The following is an 18,682-nucleotide window of genomic DNA, read 5'->3' as shown; positions in this document are numbered from 1 at the left end:
CCCCCCCCCCCCCCCCCCCCCCCCCCCCCCCCCCCCCCCCCCCCCCCCCCCCCCCCCCCCCCCCCCCCCCCCCCCCCCCCCCCCCCCCCCCGCCCGGCTGACCGATCTGTTCACGGCCGGGATGACCGAGGCGCAGCGGGCCGCGATCCCCCACCTGCCGGACGACCTCGCCCAGGACCCCCGGGTGGCCGGTTTCCCGCCGGGCCACCCTCCCGGGCGCGGCTTCCTGAGCGTCCCGATCCGGGTGCACACGGAGGTCTTCGGCCACCTCCGCCTCACCGAGAAGCGGGACGGCGGCCCCTTCACGGACGAGGACCTGGCCCTGCTGCGCGTGCTGGCCGCGCAGGCGGGCATAGCGATCGGCAACGCCCGGCTCTACGAGACCGCGCGCCGCCGGGAGCGCTGGATCGACGGCGCCGCCGCCGTGACCACCGCCCTGCTGGCCGGCAGCCCGGCGGCGGACGCCCTGATGTGCGTGGCCGAACGGGCCCGGCTGCTGGCGGACGCCGCGGCCGGCGTGGTGCTCCAGCCCACCCCCGAGGGCGGCATGGAGATCGTGGCCGCCTCCACGCACGCAGACCCCGGGGACCTGGTGGGGACGGCGATCGCGCCCGGTTCGCCGGTGCTGGAACAACTCCTCGGCGGCGAACCCGTCTTCATAGAGGACTCGGCGACCGACCCCCGGATGACCACCCGCGTCCGCGAGCGGTTCGGGCCGAGCATGATGCTTCCCCTCCAGAGCGGTGGCCAGCTGATCGGCACCCTGGCCCTGCCGCGCGCCCGGGGCGGGCCCCCGTACGACGCGGTGGACCGGCTGCTCGCCACGCAGTTCGCCTCCCAGGCCGCGCTGGCCCTCGTACTGGCGGACGCCCAGCACGACCGGGAGCAGCTCGCGGTGTACGAGGACCGCGACCGGATCGCGCGGGACCTGCACGACCTGGTGGTCCAGCGGCTGTTCGCCACCGAGATGATGCTCGAAAGCACCCGGCGGCGCGCCTCGAACACCCCGTCCGCAGACACGGTCGGCGACGAGCTCAGCCGCGCCGTCGACGAGCTGGACTCCACCATCCAGGAGGTCCGGACGGCCATCTTCGCGCTCCAGCAGCCGCCGACAGACGCCCCGACGACCTTCCGGGGCCGGCTCCTGCGCGAGACGGGCGGGGCGGCGGTCCTGCTCGGCTTCCAGCCGTCGGTGCACTTCACGGGCGCGGTGGACACCCTGCTGCCGGAGCCGGTGGCGGGCGATCTGCTGTCCGCCCTGCGCGGCGCCCTGGCCGCGGCGCACCGGCGCCGCGAAGTCAGCTCCATCGAGGTGGAGGTGGACGCGAGCCCGTCCCGGGTCCGCCTGACGGTGGCGGACGACGGCCGTACGGAGTCGGGAGCCCGGGGCACGACGGTGACGTGGGAGTCGGCGCTGTAACCACTGCCGGGGGCCCGGCTCGCGCAGCCGCCCCGGGCGGTCGAGGGGGCGACCGCCCGCGCCGCGCACAGCACGACCCCCGGCCGAAAACGGCCGGACCACCACCCCGCACCGGTACCAACCCAACCCGCGCCCCGCGCACAGCCCCACCCGCCGGCCGAGAACGGCCGGCCGGCGCCCCGCGCCGGTACCAACCCCACCCCCGCCCCCCTGCGCGCCGGCTGGGTGCCACCGCCTGCTCCGCCTCCTCTCCGTCCTCGTGGTGCCGGGCATGGCCACCACGACCGTCAGCCTCGACCCGCTGTCCCTGTGCTTCCCCTCTTCGCCGCGGCGCTCACACCCCCTGCCCCGCCCCCTGCCCGCCCCTCACCACCCGGCCCGATCGGCCCGACACGCCCTAGGGTGAGCCCGTGACGACGACCCGCCTCTCGGCCCGCGCGGCCATCGCCTCCGTGACCGACCCCGGCAGCTTCACCGAACTGCCCGCCCCCCGCCGGGAGTCCCCCGCCGACGGCCCCCTGGCCTGGACCGGCTACGACGACTCCCGCGCCCGGGCCGCCGAACGCACGGGCGAACGGGAGTCGGTCGTCACCGGCACCGCCCGCATCGGCGGTCACGAAGCCGCCGTGATCTCCTTCGAGTTCGGCTTCCTCGGCGGCTCGCTGGGCCAGCACACCGGCGACCGGCTCGAAGCGGCGTACGTCCACGCCCGCGACCACCGCCTCCCCCTCGTCTCGCTCATCGCCACCGGCGGCTCCCGGATGCAGGAGGGCATGCTCGCGCTGACCCAGCTCCAGCGCGTGTCCCGCCAGTGCGTCCTGACCCGGGCCGCCGGCCTCCCCCAGCTCGCCGTACTGCGCGATCCGACCACCGGCGGCGGCTGGGCCACCCTCGGGGCCGGGGCCGACGTCGTCCTCGCGCTCCCCGGAGCCCAAGTCGGCTTCGCCGGCTCCCGGGTGCGCCCGGCGGACGCGGACCCGGCCGCCTACTGCGCCGAAGGCCAGTACGCCGCCGGCCACGTGGACGCCGTGGTCCCCGCCGCCGACCTGCCCGGCACCCTCGCCGACTGGCTCCACGTCCTGGCCGCGCCCCGCTCCGCCGGGCCCACCCCGCCGCCGGCCGCGCTGGGCGGCGTAGCAGCTGGACTGCCACCGGCCACCGGCTGGGACGCCGTCCAGCAGGCCCGCCACCCGGACCGGCCGCGCGCCGAGGCCTACCTGGACGCGTACTTCGAACTCCGCCTGCCCCTCTCCGGGGACCGGGCAGGCGGCACCGACCCCGGGATGCTCTGCGGATTCGGGCTGCGCGAGGGCCGGGTCGTCGCGTACGCCGCCCAGTGCGGCACCGCCACCCGCCCGGCGGGATACCGTACGGCCTCCCGCGTCATCCGCCTCGCGGACCGGCTCGGCATCCCGGTGCTCACGCTGGTGGACACCCCGGGCGCGGCCAACGACGCCGCCGCCGAACGCGCGGGCGCCGGCGCGGCCATCGCCGACACCTTCGCGGCGCTGGCGGCGGCCACCGTTCCCCTCACCACCCTCCTCATCGGCGAAGGCGGCTCGGGCGGCGCCCTCGCGCTGGCCGCGCCGGGCAACACCTGGGTCACTCCGGACAGCTACTTCTCGGTCATCGCGCCGGAACTGGCGGCGGCCATCCTCAAACGCCCCCCGTCGGCCGCCCCGGCCACCGCGGACCAACTCCGCATCCGCCCCCAGGACCTGGTCACCTTGGGCGTCGCCCGCGGCATCGTGCCCCCCGCCCACTAGCCCCGCCGGACGCCCACAGCACAGCCACCGGACGCCCCCTAGGCCTGCGGGGACCGCGCGTCGTACCGGGCGAAGTTCCGCCAGCGGAGCGCGAGCAGGCCCAGCACCAGCACGCACGCCAGCCCGCCGCCGGTGACGGCCACCGCCGGGGAGGTCAGGTCGGCGGCGGTGCCGGCGAGGAAGTCCCCGAGCCGGGGCCCGCCCGCGACGACGATGATGAAGACGCCCTGGAGGCGGCCCCGCATCTCGTCCGGGGTGGCGGCCTGGAGCATGGTGGTGCGGAAGACCATCGAGGTGGTGTCCGCGCACCCGGCCAGCGTCAGGAAGAACAGCCCGAGCCACAGGTTCCGGGTGAGTCCGAACACCGCGATGGCCAGCCCCCAGCCGGCGACGGACAGCAGGATCGCCAGCCCGTGCCGCCGGACCCGGCCCTGCCAGCCGGAGAACAGCCCGCCCAGCAGCGCCCCGACGGCGGGCGCGGCCGCCAGCAGGCCGACCGTACCGGCCCCGCCGCCGTACCAGAGCCCTGCGACGGCCGGGAACAGGGCCCGGGGGTGCGCCAGCACCATGGCGGCCATGTCGGAGAAGAAGGTCATCCGGATGTTGGGCCGGGTGCCGAGGAAGCGCAGGCCGTCGACGACGGAGGCCCTGCCGCGGGCGCCCTCGGCGCGGTCGGGCTTCATCGACGGCAGCCGCCACATCGCGTAGAGCGCGGCGGTGAAGGTCACGGCGTCGATCAGGTACGCCGACTGGTATCCGCCGACACCGACGATCAGCCCGCCCAGCGCGGGGCCGACCATCGTCCCGAAGGTCATGGTCACGGAGTTCAGGGCATTGGCGGCGGGCAGCTGCTCGGCCGGCAGCAGCCTGGGAACCATGGCGGAGCGCGCCGGTCCGGTGAGCGCCCCGCAGACCGCCTGGAGCCCGACGACGGCGTACAGGAACCAGACCCGGTGGTAGTCGAGCAGGGCGGCCGCGGCGAGCGCGACCGACAGTCCGGCGGCGCCGAAGGAGCTGTAGAGGCCGAGCTTGCGCCGGTCCACGGTGTCCGCGATGGCCCCGCCGTAGAGCCCGAAGGCGATGAGCGGAACGAGCGAGAAGAGTCCGACCAGGCCGACGGAGAAGCTGGACCGGGTGATGTCGTAGACCTGGAGCGAGATCGCGAGGGCGGTCATCGACTGGCCGACCCAGGAAATGGTGCCGCCGATCCACAGCCGCCGGTAGTCCGGAGAGGTGCGCAGCGGGGTGAGGTCGGCGAATATTCGCCGCCGGGGGCGGGTGGGCGCGGTCGTACGGGTCACAGCGGATGATAACGGTCGGCCCTCCGGTGCCCCGGGGCCGCCGCGCCTCGTCGCACACGGGCACCACGCGCCCCATCCGGCTCGGGGATCCCGCCCAGGACGGCTTGTTGCCGGTAACTCGCCACTATCACCGGACATTTGACTGAATCGACGTGCGCTCCTCACCTCGTGTTCAGCTCATGATGAAAAGACTCGTATGTCCAGGGAGGCGTAGTGATCGAACCTGGCAACAGCACCACGAGCACCGGCACCACGCAGAACACGGTGCGCACCACCGTCCCCCTCACCGTCCCCCTCACCGTCGGCGTCGAGGAGGAGTTCCTGCTCGTCGACGCCCGCACCTTCCGGGTGGTCCCCGCCGCCCCGCTGGTCCTCGCGACGGCCGGCGGTCTGCCGGGCGAGCTGCACCCCGAGGGCACCCGCTACCAGGTGGAGATATCCACCCCGATAGCCCACTCGGCGGCTTCGCTGCGCGCCGAGCTCGCCGCCCTGCGGCGCACCCTGGGGCGGGCGGCCCGCGCCCACGGCTGCCGGCTGCTGGCCGCGCCCTCGCCGGTCGTCGCCGTGGAGGGGCCGCTGCACCTGACCGACGACGAACCGCGCCAGCGCGAGCAGCACCGCCGCTTCGGCGCGCTCACCGACACCCTGGTCAGCTGCGGCCGCCACATCCACATCGGCACGCTCGACGTGGACACGGCGGTGGCGGTGTCCAACCGGATCAGACCCTGGCTTCCCACCCTGATCGCGCTGGCCGCCAACTCGCCGTTCTGGGGCGGCCGTGACACCGGCCACGCCAGCTGGCGGGCGATGGCCTGGTCCGGCTGGCCCTCGGCGGGGCTGCCTCCGCACTTCACGTCCACGGCCCACTTCCGGCGCTCGGTGCAGATCCTGCTCGGTTCGGGGGCCGCCCTGGACACCAAGATGGTCTATTGGGACCTGCGCCCCTCCGGGCACTGGCCGACGCTCGAGATCCGGGCGCCCGACATGTCCCCGGGGATCGACTCGGCCATCCTCCAGGCCGAACTGGCCCGCGCGCTGGTGGCCACGGCCCTGAGCGAGATCGCGGAGCACCGCCCCGAGCCGGCCGTACGGGACGACGTACTGCGCCTCGCGCGCTGGCGGGCGGCCCACGACGGGCTGGAGGGCTTCGGGCTCGACCCGTACACGGGGGTGGAACTCCCCGCGGCCGACCTCGCGGAGGCCCTGCTGGACCTGGTCGCCCCGGAACTGGCCGCCGCCGGCGACCTGGACCACGCGGCCAAGACCATGGCCACCCTCCTGCGCGACGGCTCGGGCGCCCACCGCCAGCGCCGGGCCTTCGCCCGCCGCCAGGACCTGACGGACGTACTGCGCCACCTCGCGGACGAAACGGAGGACTTCTGACCCGGAGAAGACCCGGAGCCGCCGACGCAGTGGTGCCGCCCCCGGCCGTGTGCTGGAGGCGGCACCACGGTCATGCGGTCAAGAGCAGGTGGACACCGTGCCGGCGCAGTTCGCGGGCAGGTTCTCGACGGACTTGTACGACGGCGCCGGCCGGAGGCCGCGCCCCGTCCGTCCCGGTCGGCTGCCACAGAGGAAACAAAGAGGCGCCCCGGCCCAGAGAACCTGGGCCGGGGCGCCAAACAAGCTGGTCGCAACGTTTCTGCAGACCAACCCTGCGGTGGGGCGGGTGGGACTCGAACCCACGGCCGACGGATTATGAGTCCGCTGCTCTAACCGGCTGAGCTACCGCCCCTTCACGGCGTGGCGCGTACACGTGTGCGCGCCGTCTGCCGCAGCATAGCCGCTCATACGATCTCCTGCCTCGGATGCCTCGCATGATCGGCTTCGCCTGCTCAGAGAGACCGCGCTGAGGGCTGCCCGGTTCCCGGACAGGGGCGACAAAGAAAAGAAGAGGACCCCCGTGGGGCCCTCTTCTTCTTCCTTGCTCCCCCGGCTGGACTCGAACCAGCAACCCTCCGGTTAACAGCCGAATGCTCTGCCAATTGAGCTACAGGGGACCGCGCTCCCCCGACTGGACTCGAACCAGTAACCTGCCGGTTAACAGCCGGCTGCTCTGCCAATTGAGCTACAGGGGATTGCTGCGGTGCACCGAACAGCCCACCTCCGGCCTTGCCGGGGGGCGACTGCCCGTTGCGAGTCATAGATTAGCGCAAGCAGGGGGGTGCTCCGCCAATCGGTATCGACAGCAGGCCGGGCACCACACGACGAAGGGTGGCAGGCATGCGGTACAAGGTCACGTTCATGGTCGGACTGGCCCTCGGGTACGTGCTCGGGACCCGGGCCGGACGCGAGCGCTACGAGGAGCTGAAGAAGTCCGCACGGGAGATCGCGCAGAACCCGGCGGTGCGCAACGCCGCCGAGACCGCGGGCCACACCGGACGGGAGTTCGCCGGGAAGGCCTTCGCCGCGGTGAGCGAGAAGGTCGGCGACGTCGTACCGGAATCGTTCGCCGGGCGGGTACGGGTGCTGCGCGGCCGGGGCGGCGGCGGCGCCGAGGACGACTGGGGCACCAGCAACACCTGAGCGACCGCCGGTCCGCGTCGCGGGGCCCCCGGGACCCATGAGGTTCCGGGGGCTCCGGAGCGGTGGAGACCGGCCCCGCGTGCGGCAGAATTCTCCGCATGGGGATAGTCGCCGGGCTGGACAGCTCTTCCGCGTTCACACGCATCGTCGTCTGTGACACCGAGACCGGCGCCGTGCTGCGCCAGGGGTACGCACCCCATCCACAGCCCGCGGGCGAACCCGACGGCGCGAACCCCCACGAGACCGATCCGCAGGCCTGGCTGCTCTCGCTCGGTGAGGCCGCCGGCGGCGGGCTGCTCGAAGGGGTCCAGGCCATCGGGGTCTCCGCGCAGCAGCACGGCTTGCTGCCGCTGGACCCGCAGGGCGGGCTGGTGCGGCCCGCCCTGGTGGGCAACGACAAGCGCGGTCAGGTCGCCGCAGCCGACCTCGTCGACGCCTTCGGCGGCCGGCAGGCCTGGGCCGAGGCGGTGGGCTCGGTCCCGCACGCCGCGCAGCCGGTAGCGAAGCTGGCCTGGCTGGCCCGCACCGAGCCCGAGGCGGCCCGCCGGGTGGCCGTGCTGATGTCCCCGCACGACTGGCTGGTCTGGCAGCTGCTGGGCCGGCCGGCCCGGCGGACCACCGACCGGGGCGGCGCCTCCGGTACCGGTTACTGGTCGGCGGCCGCCGGATCCTGGCGGCCCGACCTGGTGGAGCTGGCGCTCGGGCACCGGGCGCTGCTGCCCGAGGTGCTCGGCCCGGCGGACGCCGCCGGGACCACGCCCGAGGGGCTCCTGATATCCGCCGGCACCGGCGAGACGATGGCCGCCGCCCTCGGCCTGGGTCTCGGCCCCGGCGACGCGGTGGTCTCGCTCGGCGCCTCCGGTTCGGTGATGGCGGTGCACCACGAGGCACTGTCGGAGCCGGGCGGATTGATCACCTCCCTCGCCGACGCCACCGGCATGCACCTCCCGGTGGTGAACACCTCCAATGCCGTACGGGCCCTGCGCGGCACCGCCGAGATGCTCGGCACCGATCTGGAGGGGCTGTCCGAGCTCGCGCTGAAGTCGACGCCGGGCGCGCACGGCCTCGTACTCCTGCCGTACCTGGAGGGTGAGCGCACGCCTAACCTGCCGCACACCGCCGGGACCCTGTCCGGGCTGCGCCGGGACTCGATGAAGCCCGAGCACCTGGCCCGGGCCGCCTTCGAGGGCATGCTGTGCGGGCTGGTGGACGCGCTGGACGTGCTGCGCTCGCGCGGGGTCGAGATCCGCCGGGTGTTCCTGCTGGGCGCGGCGGCCGAGCTGCCCGCCGTACAGGCCGCGGCGCCGGGGCTGTTCGGGACGCAGGTCGTCGTACCGGCGCCGGCCGACTACGCGGCGCTGGGCGCGGCGCGCCAGGCGGCCTGGGCGCTCGGGGTGGCTCAGGGCACGCTGACCCCGCACACCCCGCCGCTCTGGCCTGCCCCCGCGGCTCAGGTCTTCGAGCCGGGCGAGGAGCTCCCGGCGTGGCAGGCGGTGCGCCAGCAGTACATCGCGACGCGGGAGCAGATCCACCCCGGGGCGTTCTAGCCGCCGGGCCGGTACAGGTACCGGTACAGGTACAGGTACGTGGTGGTTCAGCCTGCCTGGGCCGCCACGTGCTTGATCACCCTGTCGAAGTCCGCCGTCGGCGAGAAGTCGATGTATTCGGTGTCCTCGAGGGCCTCCGGGGCGTGGCCGGGTGCCCAGTAGAAGGCCTCGCCGGCCGAGTACTCGGTCTCCCCGTCCGCGGTGCGCATCTTGATCTTGCCCTTGAGTACGTAGCCCCAGTGCGGGCACGGGCACAGATCGCCCGGCAGCCCCTTGAGCGCCGGCTTCATGTCCACGCCCTTGGCGAACCGTACGAAGGCGACGGTGATGTCTCCGCCGAGCTCCCGCATGCGCAGCTCCGCCTCGTCGGTTTCGAAAGCGACGGGGGTCTGCTCGCGCGTCGTTGCCGTCATGAGTCCTCCACGGCTGACCTGCTCCGGCGATCCGGAGCTTCCCCCCTTGCCCCCTTGCCCCCCTTGCCCCCCGCCCTCCTTCCAGTCTCCCCGCGCCCGCCGCCCGGCGCGACGCGACGATCCGGGAGACGACCCGGGCCGGTCGGCGGACGGGACATGGGCGCCGCGACGTAGGACCCGCCGTCCCCGGGCTCCTCCTTTTGACCGGCCTTTGCGAAATCCGGTGGGGATCGGAGTCCGTTTGGCCCAAGATGGGTTGACCCCTCGATCTTGCCGACCGGAGCCTGCGCGTGCTCATACGACTTCTGCGGACCCACCTGGGTCCGTACCGGAAACCCATCGCCGCGCTGGTCCTGCTGCAACTGCTGCAGACCAGCGCGAGCCTCTACCTGCCCACGCTCAACGCCGACATCATTGACAACGGTGTCGTCAACGGCGACACCAGCTACATCCTGCGGTTCGGCGCACTGATGCTCGGCGTCTCGCTCGTCCAGCTCGTCTGCAACGTCGGAGCCGTCTACTACGGTGCCCGCACGGCCGCCGCCTTCGGCCGGGACGTCCGCGCCGCCGTCTTCGACCGCGTGCAGAGCTTCTCCGCGCGGGAGCTCGGCCAGTTCGGCGCCCCGTCCCTGATCACCCGTACGACGAACGACGTCCAGCAGGTCCAGATGCTGGTGCTGATGGCCTTCACCCTGATGGTCTCGGCGCCGATCATGTGCGTCGGCGGCATCGCCATGGCGCTCTCGCTCGACGTGCGGCTGTCCGGAGTGCTGCTCGCCGTGGTTCCCGTGCTCGGGCTCTCGGTCGGCGCCATCGTCCTCAGGACGCGGCCGCTGTTCCGCCGGATGCAGGAGCGCCTGGACACCGTGAACCGGGTGCTGCGCGAGCAGATCACCGGCAACCGGGTGATCCGCGCCTTCGTCCGCGACGACTACGAGAAGGACCGCTTCCGCGAAGCCAACGCCGACCTCACCGGCGTCTCGCTGGCCGCCGGCAAGCTCCTGGCGTACATGTTCCCCACGGTCATCCTGGTCGTGAACATCTCCAGCGTCGCCGTGATCTGGTTCGGTGCGATGCGCATCGACAGCGGCGGCATGGAGATCGGCCAGCTGACGGCCTTCCTCGCCTACCTGATGCAGATCGTCATGGCCGTGATGATGGCCACCTTCATGTTCATGATGGTGCCGCGCGCCGAGGTCTGCGCGGAGCGCGTCCAGGAGGTCCTGGACACCCACTCCAGCGTGGTCCCGCCCACCGACCCGGTGCGGGAACTCGCCCGCCGCGGCCGCCTCGAACTGCGCGGCGCCGACTTCCGCTACCCGGGCGCCGAGGCCCCGGTCCTGCGCGGGGTGGACCTGGTGGCCCGCCCCGGCGAGACCACGGCGGTCATCGGCTCCACCGGCAGCGGCAAGTCCACGCTGCTGGGCCTGGTCCCGCGGCTGTTCGACGCGACCGGCGGCGAGGTACTGGTCGACGGCGAGGACGTACGCGGACTGGACCCGGAGCTGCTGGCCAGGACGGTCGGCATGGTTCCGCAGAAGCCGTACCTGTTCTCCGGAACCATCGCCTCCAACCTGCGCTACGGGCGCCCGGACGCGAGCGACGAAGAGCTGTGGCAGGCCCTGGAGGTGGCGCAGGCCAAGGACTTCGTGTCCGCGCTGGAGGGCGGCCTCCAGGCCCCCGTCACCCAGGGCGGAACCAATCTCTCCGGCGGCCAGCGCCAACGCCTGGCCATCGCCCGCACCCTCGTGCAGCGCCCGGAGATCTACCTCTTCGACGACTCCTTCTCGGCCCTGGACTACGCGACGGACGCGGCGCTGCGCGCGGCGCTCGCCCGTGAGACCGAGGACGCGACCGTGGTCATCGTCGCCCAGCGGGTCTCCACGATCCGCGACGCCGACCGGATCATCGTGCTCGACGGGGGCCAGGTCGTGGGCGAGGGGCGCCATCACGAGCTGATGGCCGGCAATGAGACCTACCGGGAGATCGTGCTCTCCCAGCTGACGGAGGCGGAGGCCGCATGAGCGGGCCCGGAGGACGGATGATGACGGGGCCGGCCCAGCGGTCCCTGGATTTCAAGGGCTCGGGCAAGCGGCTGCTGGGCCAGCTCGCCCAGGACCGGGCCAAGCTGTGGGGCATGGTCGCGGCCGTCGTCGGCAGCGTCGGCTGCGCGGTGGTGGGCCCCAAGATCCTCGGCGAGGCCACCGACCTGGTCTTCGCCGGGATCGTGGGCCGGGAGCTGCCGGCCGGGACGACCAAGCAGCAGGCGCTGGACGCCATGCGCTCCAGGGGCCAGGACGGCATGGCGGACATGCTCTCCGGGACCGACTTCACCCCGGGCAAGGGCATCGACTTCGGCGCCGTCGGGGTCGTGGCCCTGTGGGCGCTGGTGGTGTTCACCCTGGCCGGCCTGCTGATGCTGGTCGCGACCCGGCTGTCGAACCACGTGATGAACGGCACCGTCTACCGGATGCGCGAGGAGCTCCAGGCGAAGCTGTCGCGGCTGCCGCTGTCGTACTTCGACCAGCAGAAGCGCGGCGAGGTGCTGAGCCGGGCCACCAACGACATCGACAACATCGGCCAGACGCTCCAGCAGACGATGGGGCAGCTGCTGAACTCGCTGCTGACCATCTTCGGCGTGCTCGCGATGATGTTCTGGATCTCGCCGCTGCTGGCGCTGGTCGCGCTGGTGACCGTACCGGTCTCGGTCTTCGTCGCGGCGAAGATCGGCAAGAAGTCGCAGCCGCAGTTCGTGGCGCAGTGGAAGACGACCGGCGCCCTCAACGCCCACATCGAGGAGATGTACTCGGGGCACAACCTGGTCAAGGTCTTCGGGCGGCAGAAGGAGTCCGCTGCGGTCTTCGCCGAGCAGAACGAGGCGCTGTACCGGGCCTCCTTCAAGGCGCAGCTGGTCAGCGGCATCATGCAGCCGGTGATGTTCTTCATCTCGAACATCAACTACGTGCTGATCGCCGTCGTCGGCGGGCTCCGGGTCGCCTCCGGCACCCTGTCGATCGGCGACGTGCAGGCCTTCATCCAGTACTCGCGGCAGTTCTCGATGCCGCTGACGCAGGTCGCGTCGATGGCGAACCTCGTGCAGTCCGGCGTCGCCTCGGCGGAGCGGGTCTACGAGCTGCTGGACGCGGCGGAGCAGGAGCAGGACGCCGAGGTCCCGGAGCGTCCGCAGGAGCTGCGCGGCCAGGTCACCTTCGACAAGGTGGCCTTCCGCTACGAGCCGGACAAGCCGCTGATCGAGAACCTCTCGCTGACGGTCGAGCCGGGCCACACGGTCGCCATCGTCGGCCCGACGGGCGCCGGCAAGACGACGCTGGTGAACCTGCTGATGCGGTTCTACGAGGTCACGGGCGGGGAGATCGCCCTCGACGGGGTGGACATCGCGAAGATGACGCGCGAGGAACTGCGCGGCGACATCGGCATGGTGCTCCAGGACACCTGGCTGTTCGGCGGCACCATCGCCGAGAACATCGCCTACGGTGCTTCGCGCGAGGTCACGCGCGCCGAGATCGAGGAGGCGGCGCGGGCCGCGCACGCGGACCGCTTCATCCGCACCCTGCCGGACGGCTACGACACCGTCCTGGACGACGAGGGAGCGGGCGTCAGCGCGGGTGAGAAGCAGCTGATCACCATCGCCCGGGCGTTCCTGTCGGACCCGGTGATCCTGGTGCTCGACGAGGCGACGAGCTCGGTGGACACCCGTACGGAGGTGCTGATCCAGAAGGCGATGGCGCGGCTCGCGCACGGCCGTACGTCCTTCGTGATCGCGCACCGGCTGTCGACGATCCGCGACGCGGACGTGATCCTGGTGATGGAGAGCGGCTCGATCGTGGAGCAGGGCACGCACGAGGGGCTGCTGGCGTCGGGCGGCGCGTACGCGCGGCTGTACGCGGCGCAGTTCGCGCAGGCGGTCGCCGAGGTGGACTAGTGCTGTGGCCGGAAAGGTTTGCCGGGTCGCGGCGTCCGGTGCGGTGCATCGCAAGGCGGAGGACCGCGGCTCGTACTGGACGTACTTGCGCGGTCCGACAACGCGGCGAGGCGCCGTGCCGGGCGCCGTGACCCGGTGAACCTTTCCGGTCACAGCACTAGGTCGTGACGGGGCGGGGGGCGGGGGCGGGTCCGGTGGTGCCGGGCCGCGCCCCCGCCGCACGTCACGAGTAGAACCCGGGTTTCACCTCGACCCGGACGGTGGCCTTCCGGCCGGAGTCCGTGCCGCGGGCCGTCCAGGTGTAGGTGCCGGAACGCGGGGTGTAGATGGACCCCCCGCTGAAATTCCCGTCCTTGTCGGCCTCGAAGTAGTGCGGGGTGGTCCCGTATTCCCAGGTGAGCTCGATCCGCTCGCCCGGTTTGAAGTTGGCGCCGCGGAAGGTGCACGGCGAGCCCGAGTCGAAGGTGCCGCATCCGGTGAGCGTGGCCGGCCCCTTCGGGACCCACGGTGCCGGGGTCGTGGGCCGCGGCGAGGGGCCGGTGTCCTTGGGGCTCGGGCTCTTGGGGCCGGGCGTCTTGCCCGGGGAGGACTTCTGGGTGGGTTTCGCCGAGCCGCCGGGGCGGGCGGAGGGGGCCCGGTCCTTGGGGGCGGGGTCCTCGACCGGTTTCTGGCAGCCTGCCAGGGTCAGGGCCAAGGCCAGGACGGCGGTCATGACGACGCCCGCCGGGCGTGCTCGCCTCACTTCTTCTCTCCTCGGGTCTTCTTCTCTCTCGGGGCCGCTAGTCGAGGTATCCGCGCAGCTGGTCGGCGAAGGCGTGGTCGCGCAGCTTGTTGAGGGTCTTGGACTCGATCTGGCGGATCCGCTCGCGCGTCACGCCGAAGATCCGGCCGATCTCCTCCAGGGTGCGCGGGCGGCCGTCGGCGAGCCCGTACCGCAGCTGCACGACCTTGCGCTCGCGTTCCCCGAGGGTCGACAGGACGGCTTCCAGGTGTTCGCGCAGCAGGAAGAAGGCGGCCGACTCCACGGGCGAGGCGGCGTCCCCGTCCTCGATGAGGTCGCCGAGCGCGACGTCGTCCTCCTCGCCGACCGGGGCGTGCAGGGAGACCGGCTCCTGGGCGAGGCGGAGCACCTCCAGGACCCGCTCGGGGGTCAACTCCAGGTGGACGGCCACCTCTTCGGCGGTGGGCTCGTAGCCGCGCTCCTGGAGCATGCGGCGCTGGACGCGGACCACGCGGTTGATCAGTTCGACCACGTGGACGGGCACGCGGATGGTCCGGGCCTGGTCGGCGAGGGCCCGGGACATCGCCTGCCGGATCCACCAGGTGGCGTAGGTGGAGAACTTGTACCCGCGGGCGTAGTCGAACTTCTCAACGGCCCGGATCAGCCCGAGGTTCCCTTCCTGCACGAGGTCGAGCATCGTGAGCCCACGGCCCACGTACCGCTTCGCGACGGAGACGACGAGCCGCAGGTTCGACTCGATGAGACGGCGTTTGGCCATCCGCCCCATGACGACGAGCTTGTCGAGATCGAGGGCGAGCTGGGAGTCGAGGTCGGGGGTGGTGCCGAGCTTCTCCTCGGCGAACAGGCCGGCTTCGACGCGCCGGGCGAGGTCCACCTCCTCGGCGGCGGTGAGCAGCGGGATCCTTCCTATCTCGCGCAGGTACTGCCGGAACAGATCTGCGGAAGGACCCGCTCCGCCTCCGCTGTCGCTGCTGCTTCGCCTGCGCTGCGCGGGCACCGGCTCGATCAGCTCCAGTACCTCGGGCTCTTCGTCCACGGCCTTGGCCTCCGAGGACTCGCTCACGTTGACGGTCAGGGTCCGGGTCTGCACGGGGGCGACCTCCAGGGCTCCGAGGACGGGGGCACCGCACCTCAGTGTGGGGTACGACACATCGCGCCCACGAGGGGCGTGCGAGCACTTTCTGAGTCCGGTGCGTGACCGGATGGTTACCCCCCGGCGAGAACCCCGATGCGGATCGGACGCAAGTCCGAGAAGATCACCTTCATGTCCGACGAGTACGAGACCCACGTGACGGTGCGCTGCGCGGAGCCGGCGGCCCTGGCCCGGCTGGAGGCGTGGGCCGGGTCGCGGGGGCTGAAGGTGACCCACATCGTCCTGGCCCGGGGCCGGATGACCTCCCAGCCGATGCTGACCCTGCGGGACCGCACGAGCCACGAGAGCCTGGTGCCGAAACTGCGGGCCGCCGGCTTCGACCCGGTCCGGGTCAAGGTGGAGACGGTCCCCTGGACCACGGACCGCCCCGGCCCGGGCGGCGGCTACTTCGAGCACCACCTGAAGCTGCTGCTGCCGGCGGACTTCGACCGAGCGGCGCTGGAGTCCCTGGTGGTCCCGCACGGGGCCCACCTGTCGTGGAACGCCCGCCGGGTCCTCGCCGGGGGCGCGCACGAGCGGTTCGTCACCCAGCGGTGGCGCGGCACGGCGGCGGGGGCGGGGGCGGGGGCCGCCTGCGACGCGCTGGTCGCCGTGCTCGGCTCGGCCGGCTACGAAATCCGCTCGCAGGAGCGGGAGTTCGTGCTGTACGACAGCGACCTGTCGGTGGACGACGGGTGGATCGAGGAGGGGATGTCACGATGAGCGGGACGAACGCGGCGGACGCGGCGGACGCGGCGAAGAGCGACTGGAGGCGGCGCCAGCAGGAGCTGCCGCGCACCTCCACGGCCGGGGTGGGCCCGGCTTCCACCGGGGACCGGGTCTTCGACCCCGCGCTCAAACACTTCGCGTACGGCTACCGGATCGCCGACTCGGCGGTCGACCCCGAGCTGCGGCCCGCCTGGCAGGCCGCCCGCCGGACGGCGCTCGACGCGGTCGCGCGGGGCGTCGCCCGTTCGGGCTGGGCCGACTCGCTGGTGCTGCGCGGCAGCATGCTCATGGCCGGCTGGTTCGGGGCGCGGGCGCGGGAACCGCACGACCTGGACTTCGTGGTCGTCCCACAGGACTGGGACATCGCGGAGCCGCGAACGGACCACATGCTCAAGGCCGTCGCCGAGGCGGCCGAGCAGGCGGCCGCCGAGCTGGGCGAACTGGTGATCTCGGCGCAGGGGGCGGTCTGCGAGGACATCTGGACCTACGAGCGCGTCCCCGGCCGCCGGCTGGTCCTGCCCTGGTCCGCGCCGGGTCTTCCCGGGGGCCAGGTCCAGCTCGACTTCGTCTTCAACGAGCGGCTTCCCGCGCCCCCTGAGCCGGCCGACGTCGCCGGGGTCCGCCTCCGAGCGGCCACGCCCGAACTCTCCCTGGCCTGGAAGCTGGTCTGGCTCGCCACCGACATGTACCCGCACGGCAAGGACCTCTACGACGCTGTCCTGCTCGCCGAGCGCTGCGCGGTGCCGTACGAGCTGGTGCACACGGTGTTCCACGAGTCCGGCGAGTGGTTCCCGCCTGCGGCCTCACCGGACACGCCGGTGCCGCTGGAGGCGTTCGCCGACGTCAAGTGGGCGGAGTGGGAGGACTTCCGGAGGGAGTACCCCGGCATCACCGGCTCCGCCGAGTCCTACGCCAAGCGGCTGCTGGCCGCACTGGCACCCACGTTCGCCGGGCGGGACGCCACGTAGCACCCCGTAGCGCAGACACCCCCTGGGCGTCAGGGCCCTCAGGCCGGCTCGACGCGGACCGCGCAGACCTTGAATTCCGGCATGCGGGAGACCGGGTCGAGTGCCGGGTTGGTCAGGGTGTTGGCGCGGCCCTCGCCCGGCCAGTGGAAGGGCATGAAGACCGTGTCCGCGCGGATGGTGTCCGTGATGCGGGCCGGGGCCACCGCGCGGCCGCGGCGGGAGGTCACCGCCAGCGGGCTGCCGTCGACCGCGCCGATGCGGGCGGCGAGTCGGGGGTGGAGTTCCACGAAGGGGCCGGGGGCGGCCGCGTTGAGCTCGTCCACGCGGCGGGTCTGGGCGCCGGACTGGTACTGGGCGACCACGCGGCCGGTGGTGAGCAGGATCGGGTAGTCCGCGTCGGGGACCTCGGCGGCGTCGCGGTGGGAGACGGGGACGAAGCGGGCCCGGCCGTCGTCGGTGGCGAAGCGGTCCAGGAAGAGGCGCTCGGTCCCCGGGGAGCCCTCGGGGCAGGGCCAGAAGACGCCCTGTTCGGCTTCGATGCGGGCGTAGGTGATGCCCGAGTAGTCCGCCGGGCCGCCGGCCGAGGCGCGGCGCAGTTCCTCGAAGACCTCCTCCGGCGAGGTCGGGAAGCCCTTTTCGATGCCCAGGCGGGCGGCGATTCCGTGGAGGACGTCCAGGTCGGTACGGACCCCCGCGGGCGGGGTCAGCGCCCGGCGCCGGAGCAGGACGCGGCCCTCCAGGTTGGTGGTGGTGCCGGTCTCCTCCGCCCATTGGGTAACGGGGAGGACCACGTCCGCCAGGGCCGCCGTCTCGGAGAGGACGACGTCGGCGACCGCGAGGAAGTCCAGGGAGCGGATGCGGTCCTCGATGTGGGCGGCGCGGGGGGCGGAGACCACCGGGTTGGAGCCCATGAGGAGCAGGGCCCGGACGTCCGTGCCGAGGGCGTCGAGGAGTTCGTAGGCGCTGCGGCCCGGGCCGGGGAGGTCGGACGGGTCGATGCCCCAGACTTCCGCCACGTGCGCGCGGGCCGCGGGGTCGGTCAGCTTGCGGTAACCGGGGAGCTGGTCGGCCTTCTGGCCGTGCTCGCGGCCGCCCTGGCCGTTGCCCTGCCCGGTGAGGCAGCCGTAGCCGGAGAGCGGGCGGCCGGCCCGGCCGGTGGCCAGGCACAGGTTGATCCAGGCGCCGACGGTGTCGGTGCCCTTGGACTGCTGCTCCGGGCCCCGGGCGGTGAGGACCATGGCGGATTCGGGGGCGCAGAACATCGCCACCGCCTCGCGGAGCGCGGGGACCGGCACGCCGGTGATGCGCTCCACCAGCTCCGGCCAGTGGGCCATCGCGGCCGCCCGGGCCTCCTCCCAGCCCGTGGTGCGGGCGGCGATGAACTCCTCGTCGGTACGGCCCTGCGCGACCACGAGGTGCAGCAGGCCGAGGGCGAGTGCGAGGTCGGTGCCCGGGCGCGGGGCCAGGTGCAGGTCGGCCTGCTCGGCGGTGCGCGTGCGGCGCGGGTCGATGACGATCAGGGTGCCGCCGTTGGCTTTGAGCTCGGTGAGGTAGCGCAGGGCCGGCGGCATGGTCTCGGCCAGGTTCGAGCCGACGAGGATCACGCAGCCGGTGCGCGGGATGTCCTCCAGGGGGAAGGGCAGGCCCCGGTCGAGCCCGAAAGCCCGCTGGTGGGCGGCGGCGGCCGAGGACATGCAGAAGCGGCCGTTGTAGTCGATCTGCGAGGTGCGCAGGGCGACGCGGGCGAACTTGCCGAGCGCGTACGCCTTCTCGTTGGTGAGCCCGCCGCCGCCGAAGACCCCGACGGCGTCCGGTCCGTACGCGCGGCCCGTGCGGGCGAGGCCCGCGGCCACGGCGTCGAGGGCCTCCTCCCAGGTGGCCGGTTCGAGCTGCCCGGCGTGGGTGCGGACGAGCGGTCCGGTCAGGCGCACCCGGGAGGAGAGCACGGCGGGCGCGGTGCGGCCCTTGCCGCACAGCGCGCCCCGGTTGACGGGGAAGTCCGCCCGCTCCTCCACCGTCACGCCTTCTCCGCCCGGTTCGGGGCGGAGGTTCATGCCGCACTGCAGTGCGCAGTACGGGCAGTGCGTGGCGGTGGCGGCTGCTTCCGGGGTGTGCATACGGCCCAGCCTGCGACGGCGGTGTTACGCGGGCCGCCACCTCGCGTTACAAGTCGGGCTGCTCCGCCTCAGCGCCGC

At 73.1% G+C, this 18,682-nt stretch carries 13 protein-coding genes, 3 tRNA genes and 1 pseudogene; 9 read left to right on the top strand and 8 right to left on the bottom strand.

The window, feature by feature from the left end:
- Positions 1-88: 88 nt before the first annotated feature.
- Positions 89-1,420, top strand: a pseudogene (locus ACZ4TV_RS31435) (sensor histidine kinase); the annotation flags it as partial.
- Between the two features lie 410 nt (positions 1,421-1,830).
- On the top strand, positions 1,831-3,186 hold the full coding sequence (locus ACZ4TV_RS31430; RefSeq protein WP_468138581.1) for a carboxyl transferase domain-containing protein: 1,356 nt from the start codon (positions 1,831-1,833) through the stop codon (positions 3,184-3,186).
- A gap of 38 nt (positions 3,187-3,224) precedes the next feature.
- On the opposite strand, the gene ACZ4TV_RS31425 is transcribed toward ACZ4TV_RS31430, so the two are convergent.
- The gene (locus ACZ4TV_RS31425) at positions 3,225-4,487 is read right to left on the bottom strand and encodes an MFS transporter (RefSeq protein WP_468138580.1); all 1,263 of its coding nucleotides are present in this window, start codon (positions 4,485-4,487) and stop codon (positions 3,225-3,227) included.
- Between the two features lie 213 nt (positions 4,488-4,700).
- On the opposite strand from ACZ4TV_RS31425, the gene ACZ4TV_RS31420 reads away from it, so the two are divergent.
- Positions 4,701-5,870, top strand: coding sequence for a carboxylate-amine ligase (locus ACZ4TV_RS31420; protein ID WP_468138579.1), 1,170 nt, complete (start codon positions 4,701-4,703; stop codon positions 5,868-5,870).
- Positions 5,871-6,148: 278 nt separating this feature from the next.
- Here ACZ4TV_RS31420 and ACZ4TV_RS31415 read toward each other — a convergent pair.
- The 3 genes from ACZ4TV_RS31415 to ACZ4TV_RS31405 all read right to left on the bottom strand — a co-directional run bounded on the left by ACZ4TV_RS31415 (position 6,149) and on the right by ACZ4TV_RS31405 (position 6,565).
- A tRNA-Ile gene (locus ACZ4TV_RS31415) sits at positions 6,149-6,222 on the bottom strand.
- 192 nt (positions 6,223-6,414) lie between these two features.
- Positions 6,415-6,487, bottom strand: a tRNA-Asn gene (locus ACZ4TV_RS31410).
- A gap of 5 nt (positions 6,488-6,492) precedes the next feature.
- Positions 6,493-6,565, bottom strand: a tRNA-Asn gene (locus tag ACZ4TV_RS31405).
- Positions 6,566-6,710: 145 nt separating this feature from the next.
- Between ACZ4TV_RS31405 and ACZ4TV_RS31400 the strand changes: the two genes are divergently transcribed.
- Positions 6,711-7,013, top strand: a complete 303-nt coding sequence (locus tag ACZ4TV_RS31400; RefSeq protein WP_468138578.1) for a YtxH domain-containing protein — start codon at positions 6,711-6,713, stop codon at positions 7,011-7,013.
- Positions 7,014-7,111: 98 nt separating this feature from the next.
- Positions 7,112-8,560, top strand: a complete 1,449-nt coding sequence (locus ACZ4TV_RS31395) for an FGGY family carbohydrate kinase (protein ID WP_468138577.1) — start codon at positions 7,112-7,114, stop codon at positions 8,558-8,560.
- 47 nt (positions 8,561-8,607) lie between these two features.
- On the opposite strand, the gene ACZ4TV_RS31390 is transcribed toward ACZ4TV_RS31395, so the two are convergent.
- Positions 8,608-8,973: a cupin domain-containing protein gene (locus ACZ4TV_RS31390; RefSeq protein ID WP_468138576.1), complete on the bottom strand. Its 366-nt coding sequence runs from the start codon at positions 8,971-8,973 to the stop codon at positions 8,608-8,610.
- A gap of 290 nt (positions 8,974-9,263) precedes the next feature.
- Here ACZ4TV_RS31390 and ACZ4TV_RS31385 point away from each other — a divergent pair, with 290 nt between their 5' ends.
- Complete coding sequence (locus ACZ4TV_RS31385; protein WP_468138575.1) at positions 9,264-10,997, top strand: ABC transporter ATP-binding protein; 1,734 nt, start codon at positions 9,264-9,266, stop codon at positions 10,995-10,997.
- Entirely contained in the window at positions 10,994-12,916 is a 1,923-nt protein-coding gene (locus ACZ4TV_RS31380; protein ID WP_468138574.1) for an ABC transporter ATP-binding protein, read from the top strand. The genes ACZ4TV_RS31385 and ACZ4TV_RS31380 overlap by 4 nt, the downstream gene beginning before the upstream one ends.
- Positions 12,917-13,139: 223 nt before the next feature.
- Here the strand turns inward: ACZ4TV_RS31380 and ACZ4TV_RS31375 are convergent, their stop codons facing one another.
- Both ACZ4TV_RS31375 and ACZ4TV_RS31370 read right to left on the bottom strand, forming a co-directional pair.
- On the bottom strand, positions 13,140-13,658 hold the full coding sequence (locus ACZ4TV_RS31375) for a hypothetical protein (protein WP_468138573.1): 519 nt from the start codon (positions 13,656-13,658) through the stop codon (positions 13,140-13,142).
- A 37-nt stretch (positions 13,659-13,695) separates the two neighbouring features.
- A complete protein-coding gene (locus tag ACZ4TV_RS31370; protein WP_468138572.1) occupies positions 13,696-14,808 on the bottom strand; it encodes an RNA polymerase sigma factor in 1,113 nt (370 codons plus the stop codon).
- A 78-nt stretch (positions 14,809-14,886) separates the two neighbouring features.
- On the opposite strand from ACZ4TV_RS31370, the gene ACZ4TV_RS31365 reads away from it, so the two are divergent.
- Both ACZ4TV_RS31365 and ACZ4TV_RS31360 read left to right on the top strand, forming a co-directional pair.
- Positions 14,887-15,513, top strand: coding sequence for a hypothetical protein (locus ACZ4TV_RS31365; RefSeq protein ID WP_468138571.1), 627 nt, complete (start codon positions 14,887-14,889; stop codon positions 15,511-15,513).
- Positions 15,510-16,487 (top strand): nucleotidyl transferase AbiEii/AbiGii toxin family protein, encoded by a 978-nt coding sequence (locus ACZ4TV_RS31360; protein ID WP_468138570.1) that lies wholly within the window; start codon positions 15,510-15,512, stop codon positions 16,485-16,487. The genes ACZ4TV_RS31365 and ACZ4TV_RS31360 overlap by 4 nt, the downstream gene beginning before the upstream one ends.
- A 38-nt stretch (positions 16,488-16,525) precedes the next feature.
- Here the strand turns inward: ACZ4TV_RS31360 and ACZ4TV_RS31355 are convergent, their stop codons facing one another.
- On the bottom strand, positions 16,526-18,604 hold the full coding sequence (locus ACZ4TV_RS31355) for a molybdopterin oxidoreductase family protein (protein ID WP_468138568.1): 2,079 nt from the start codon (positions 18,602-18,604) through the stop codon (positions 16,526-16,528).
- Positions 18,605-18,682: the final 78 nt, after the last annotated feature.

Source organism: Streptomyces sp. NPDC028910 (assembly GCF_055564955.1).
The sequence above is the reverse complement of the archived record's forward strand: the minus strand, read 5'-3'. Positions and strand labels throughout refer to the sequence as shown.

Coding starts and splice junctions, on each gene's coding strand:
- ACZ4TV_RS31400 (WP_468138578.1), top strand. CDS start 6,711: ATGCGGTACAAGGTCACGTTCATGGTCGGACTGGCCCTCGGGTACGTG.
- ACZ4TV_RS31365 (WP_468138571.1), top strand. CDS start 14,887: ATGCGGATCGGACGCAAGTCCGAGAAGATCACCTTCATGTCCGACGAG.
- ACZ4TV_RS31395 (WP_468138577.1), top strand. CDS start 7,112: ATGGGGATAGTCGCCGGGCTGGACAGCTCTTCCGCGTTCACACGCATC.
- ACZ4TV_RS31380 (WP_468138574.1), top strand. CDS start 10,994: ATGAGCGGGCCCGGAGGACGGATGATGACGGGGCCGGCCCAGCGGTCC.
- ACZ4TV_RS31360 (WP_468138570.1), top strand. CDS start 15,510: ATGAGCGGGACGAACGCGGCGGACGCGGCGGACGCGGCGAAGAGCGAC.
- ACZ4TV_RS31355 (WP_468138568.1), bottom strand. CDS start 18,604: ATGCACACCCCGGAAGCAGCCGCCACCGCCACGCACTGCCCGTACTGC.
- ACZ4TV_RS31390 (WP_468138576.1), bottom strand. CDS start 8,973: ATGACGGCAACGACGCGCGAGCAGACCCCCGTCGCTTTCGAAACCGAC.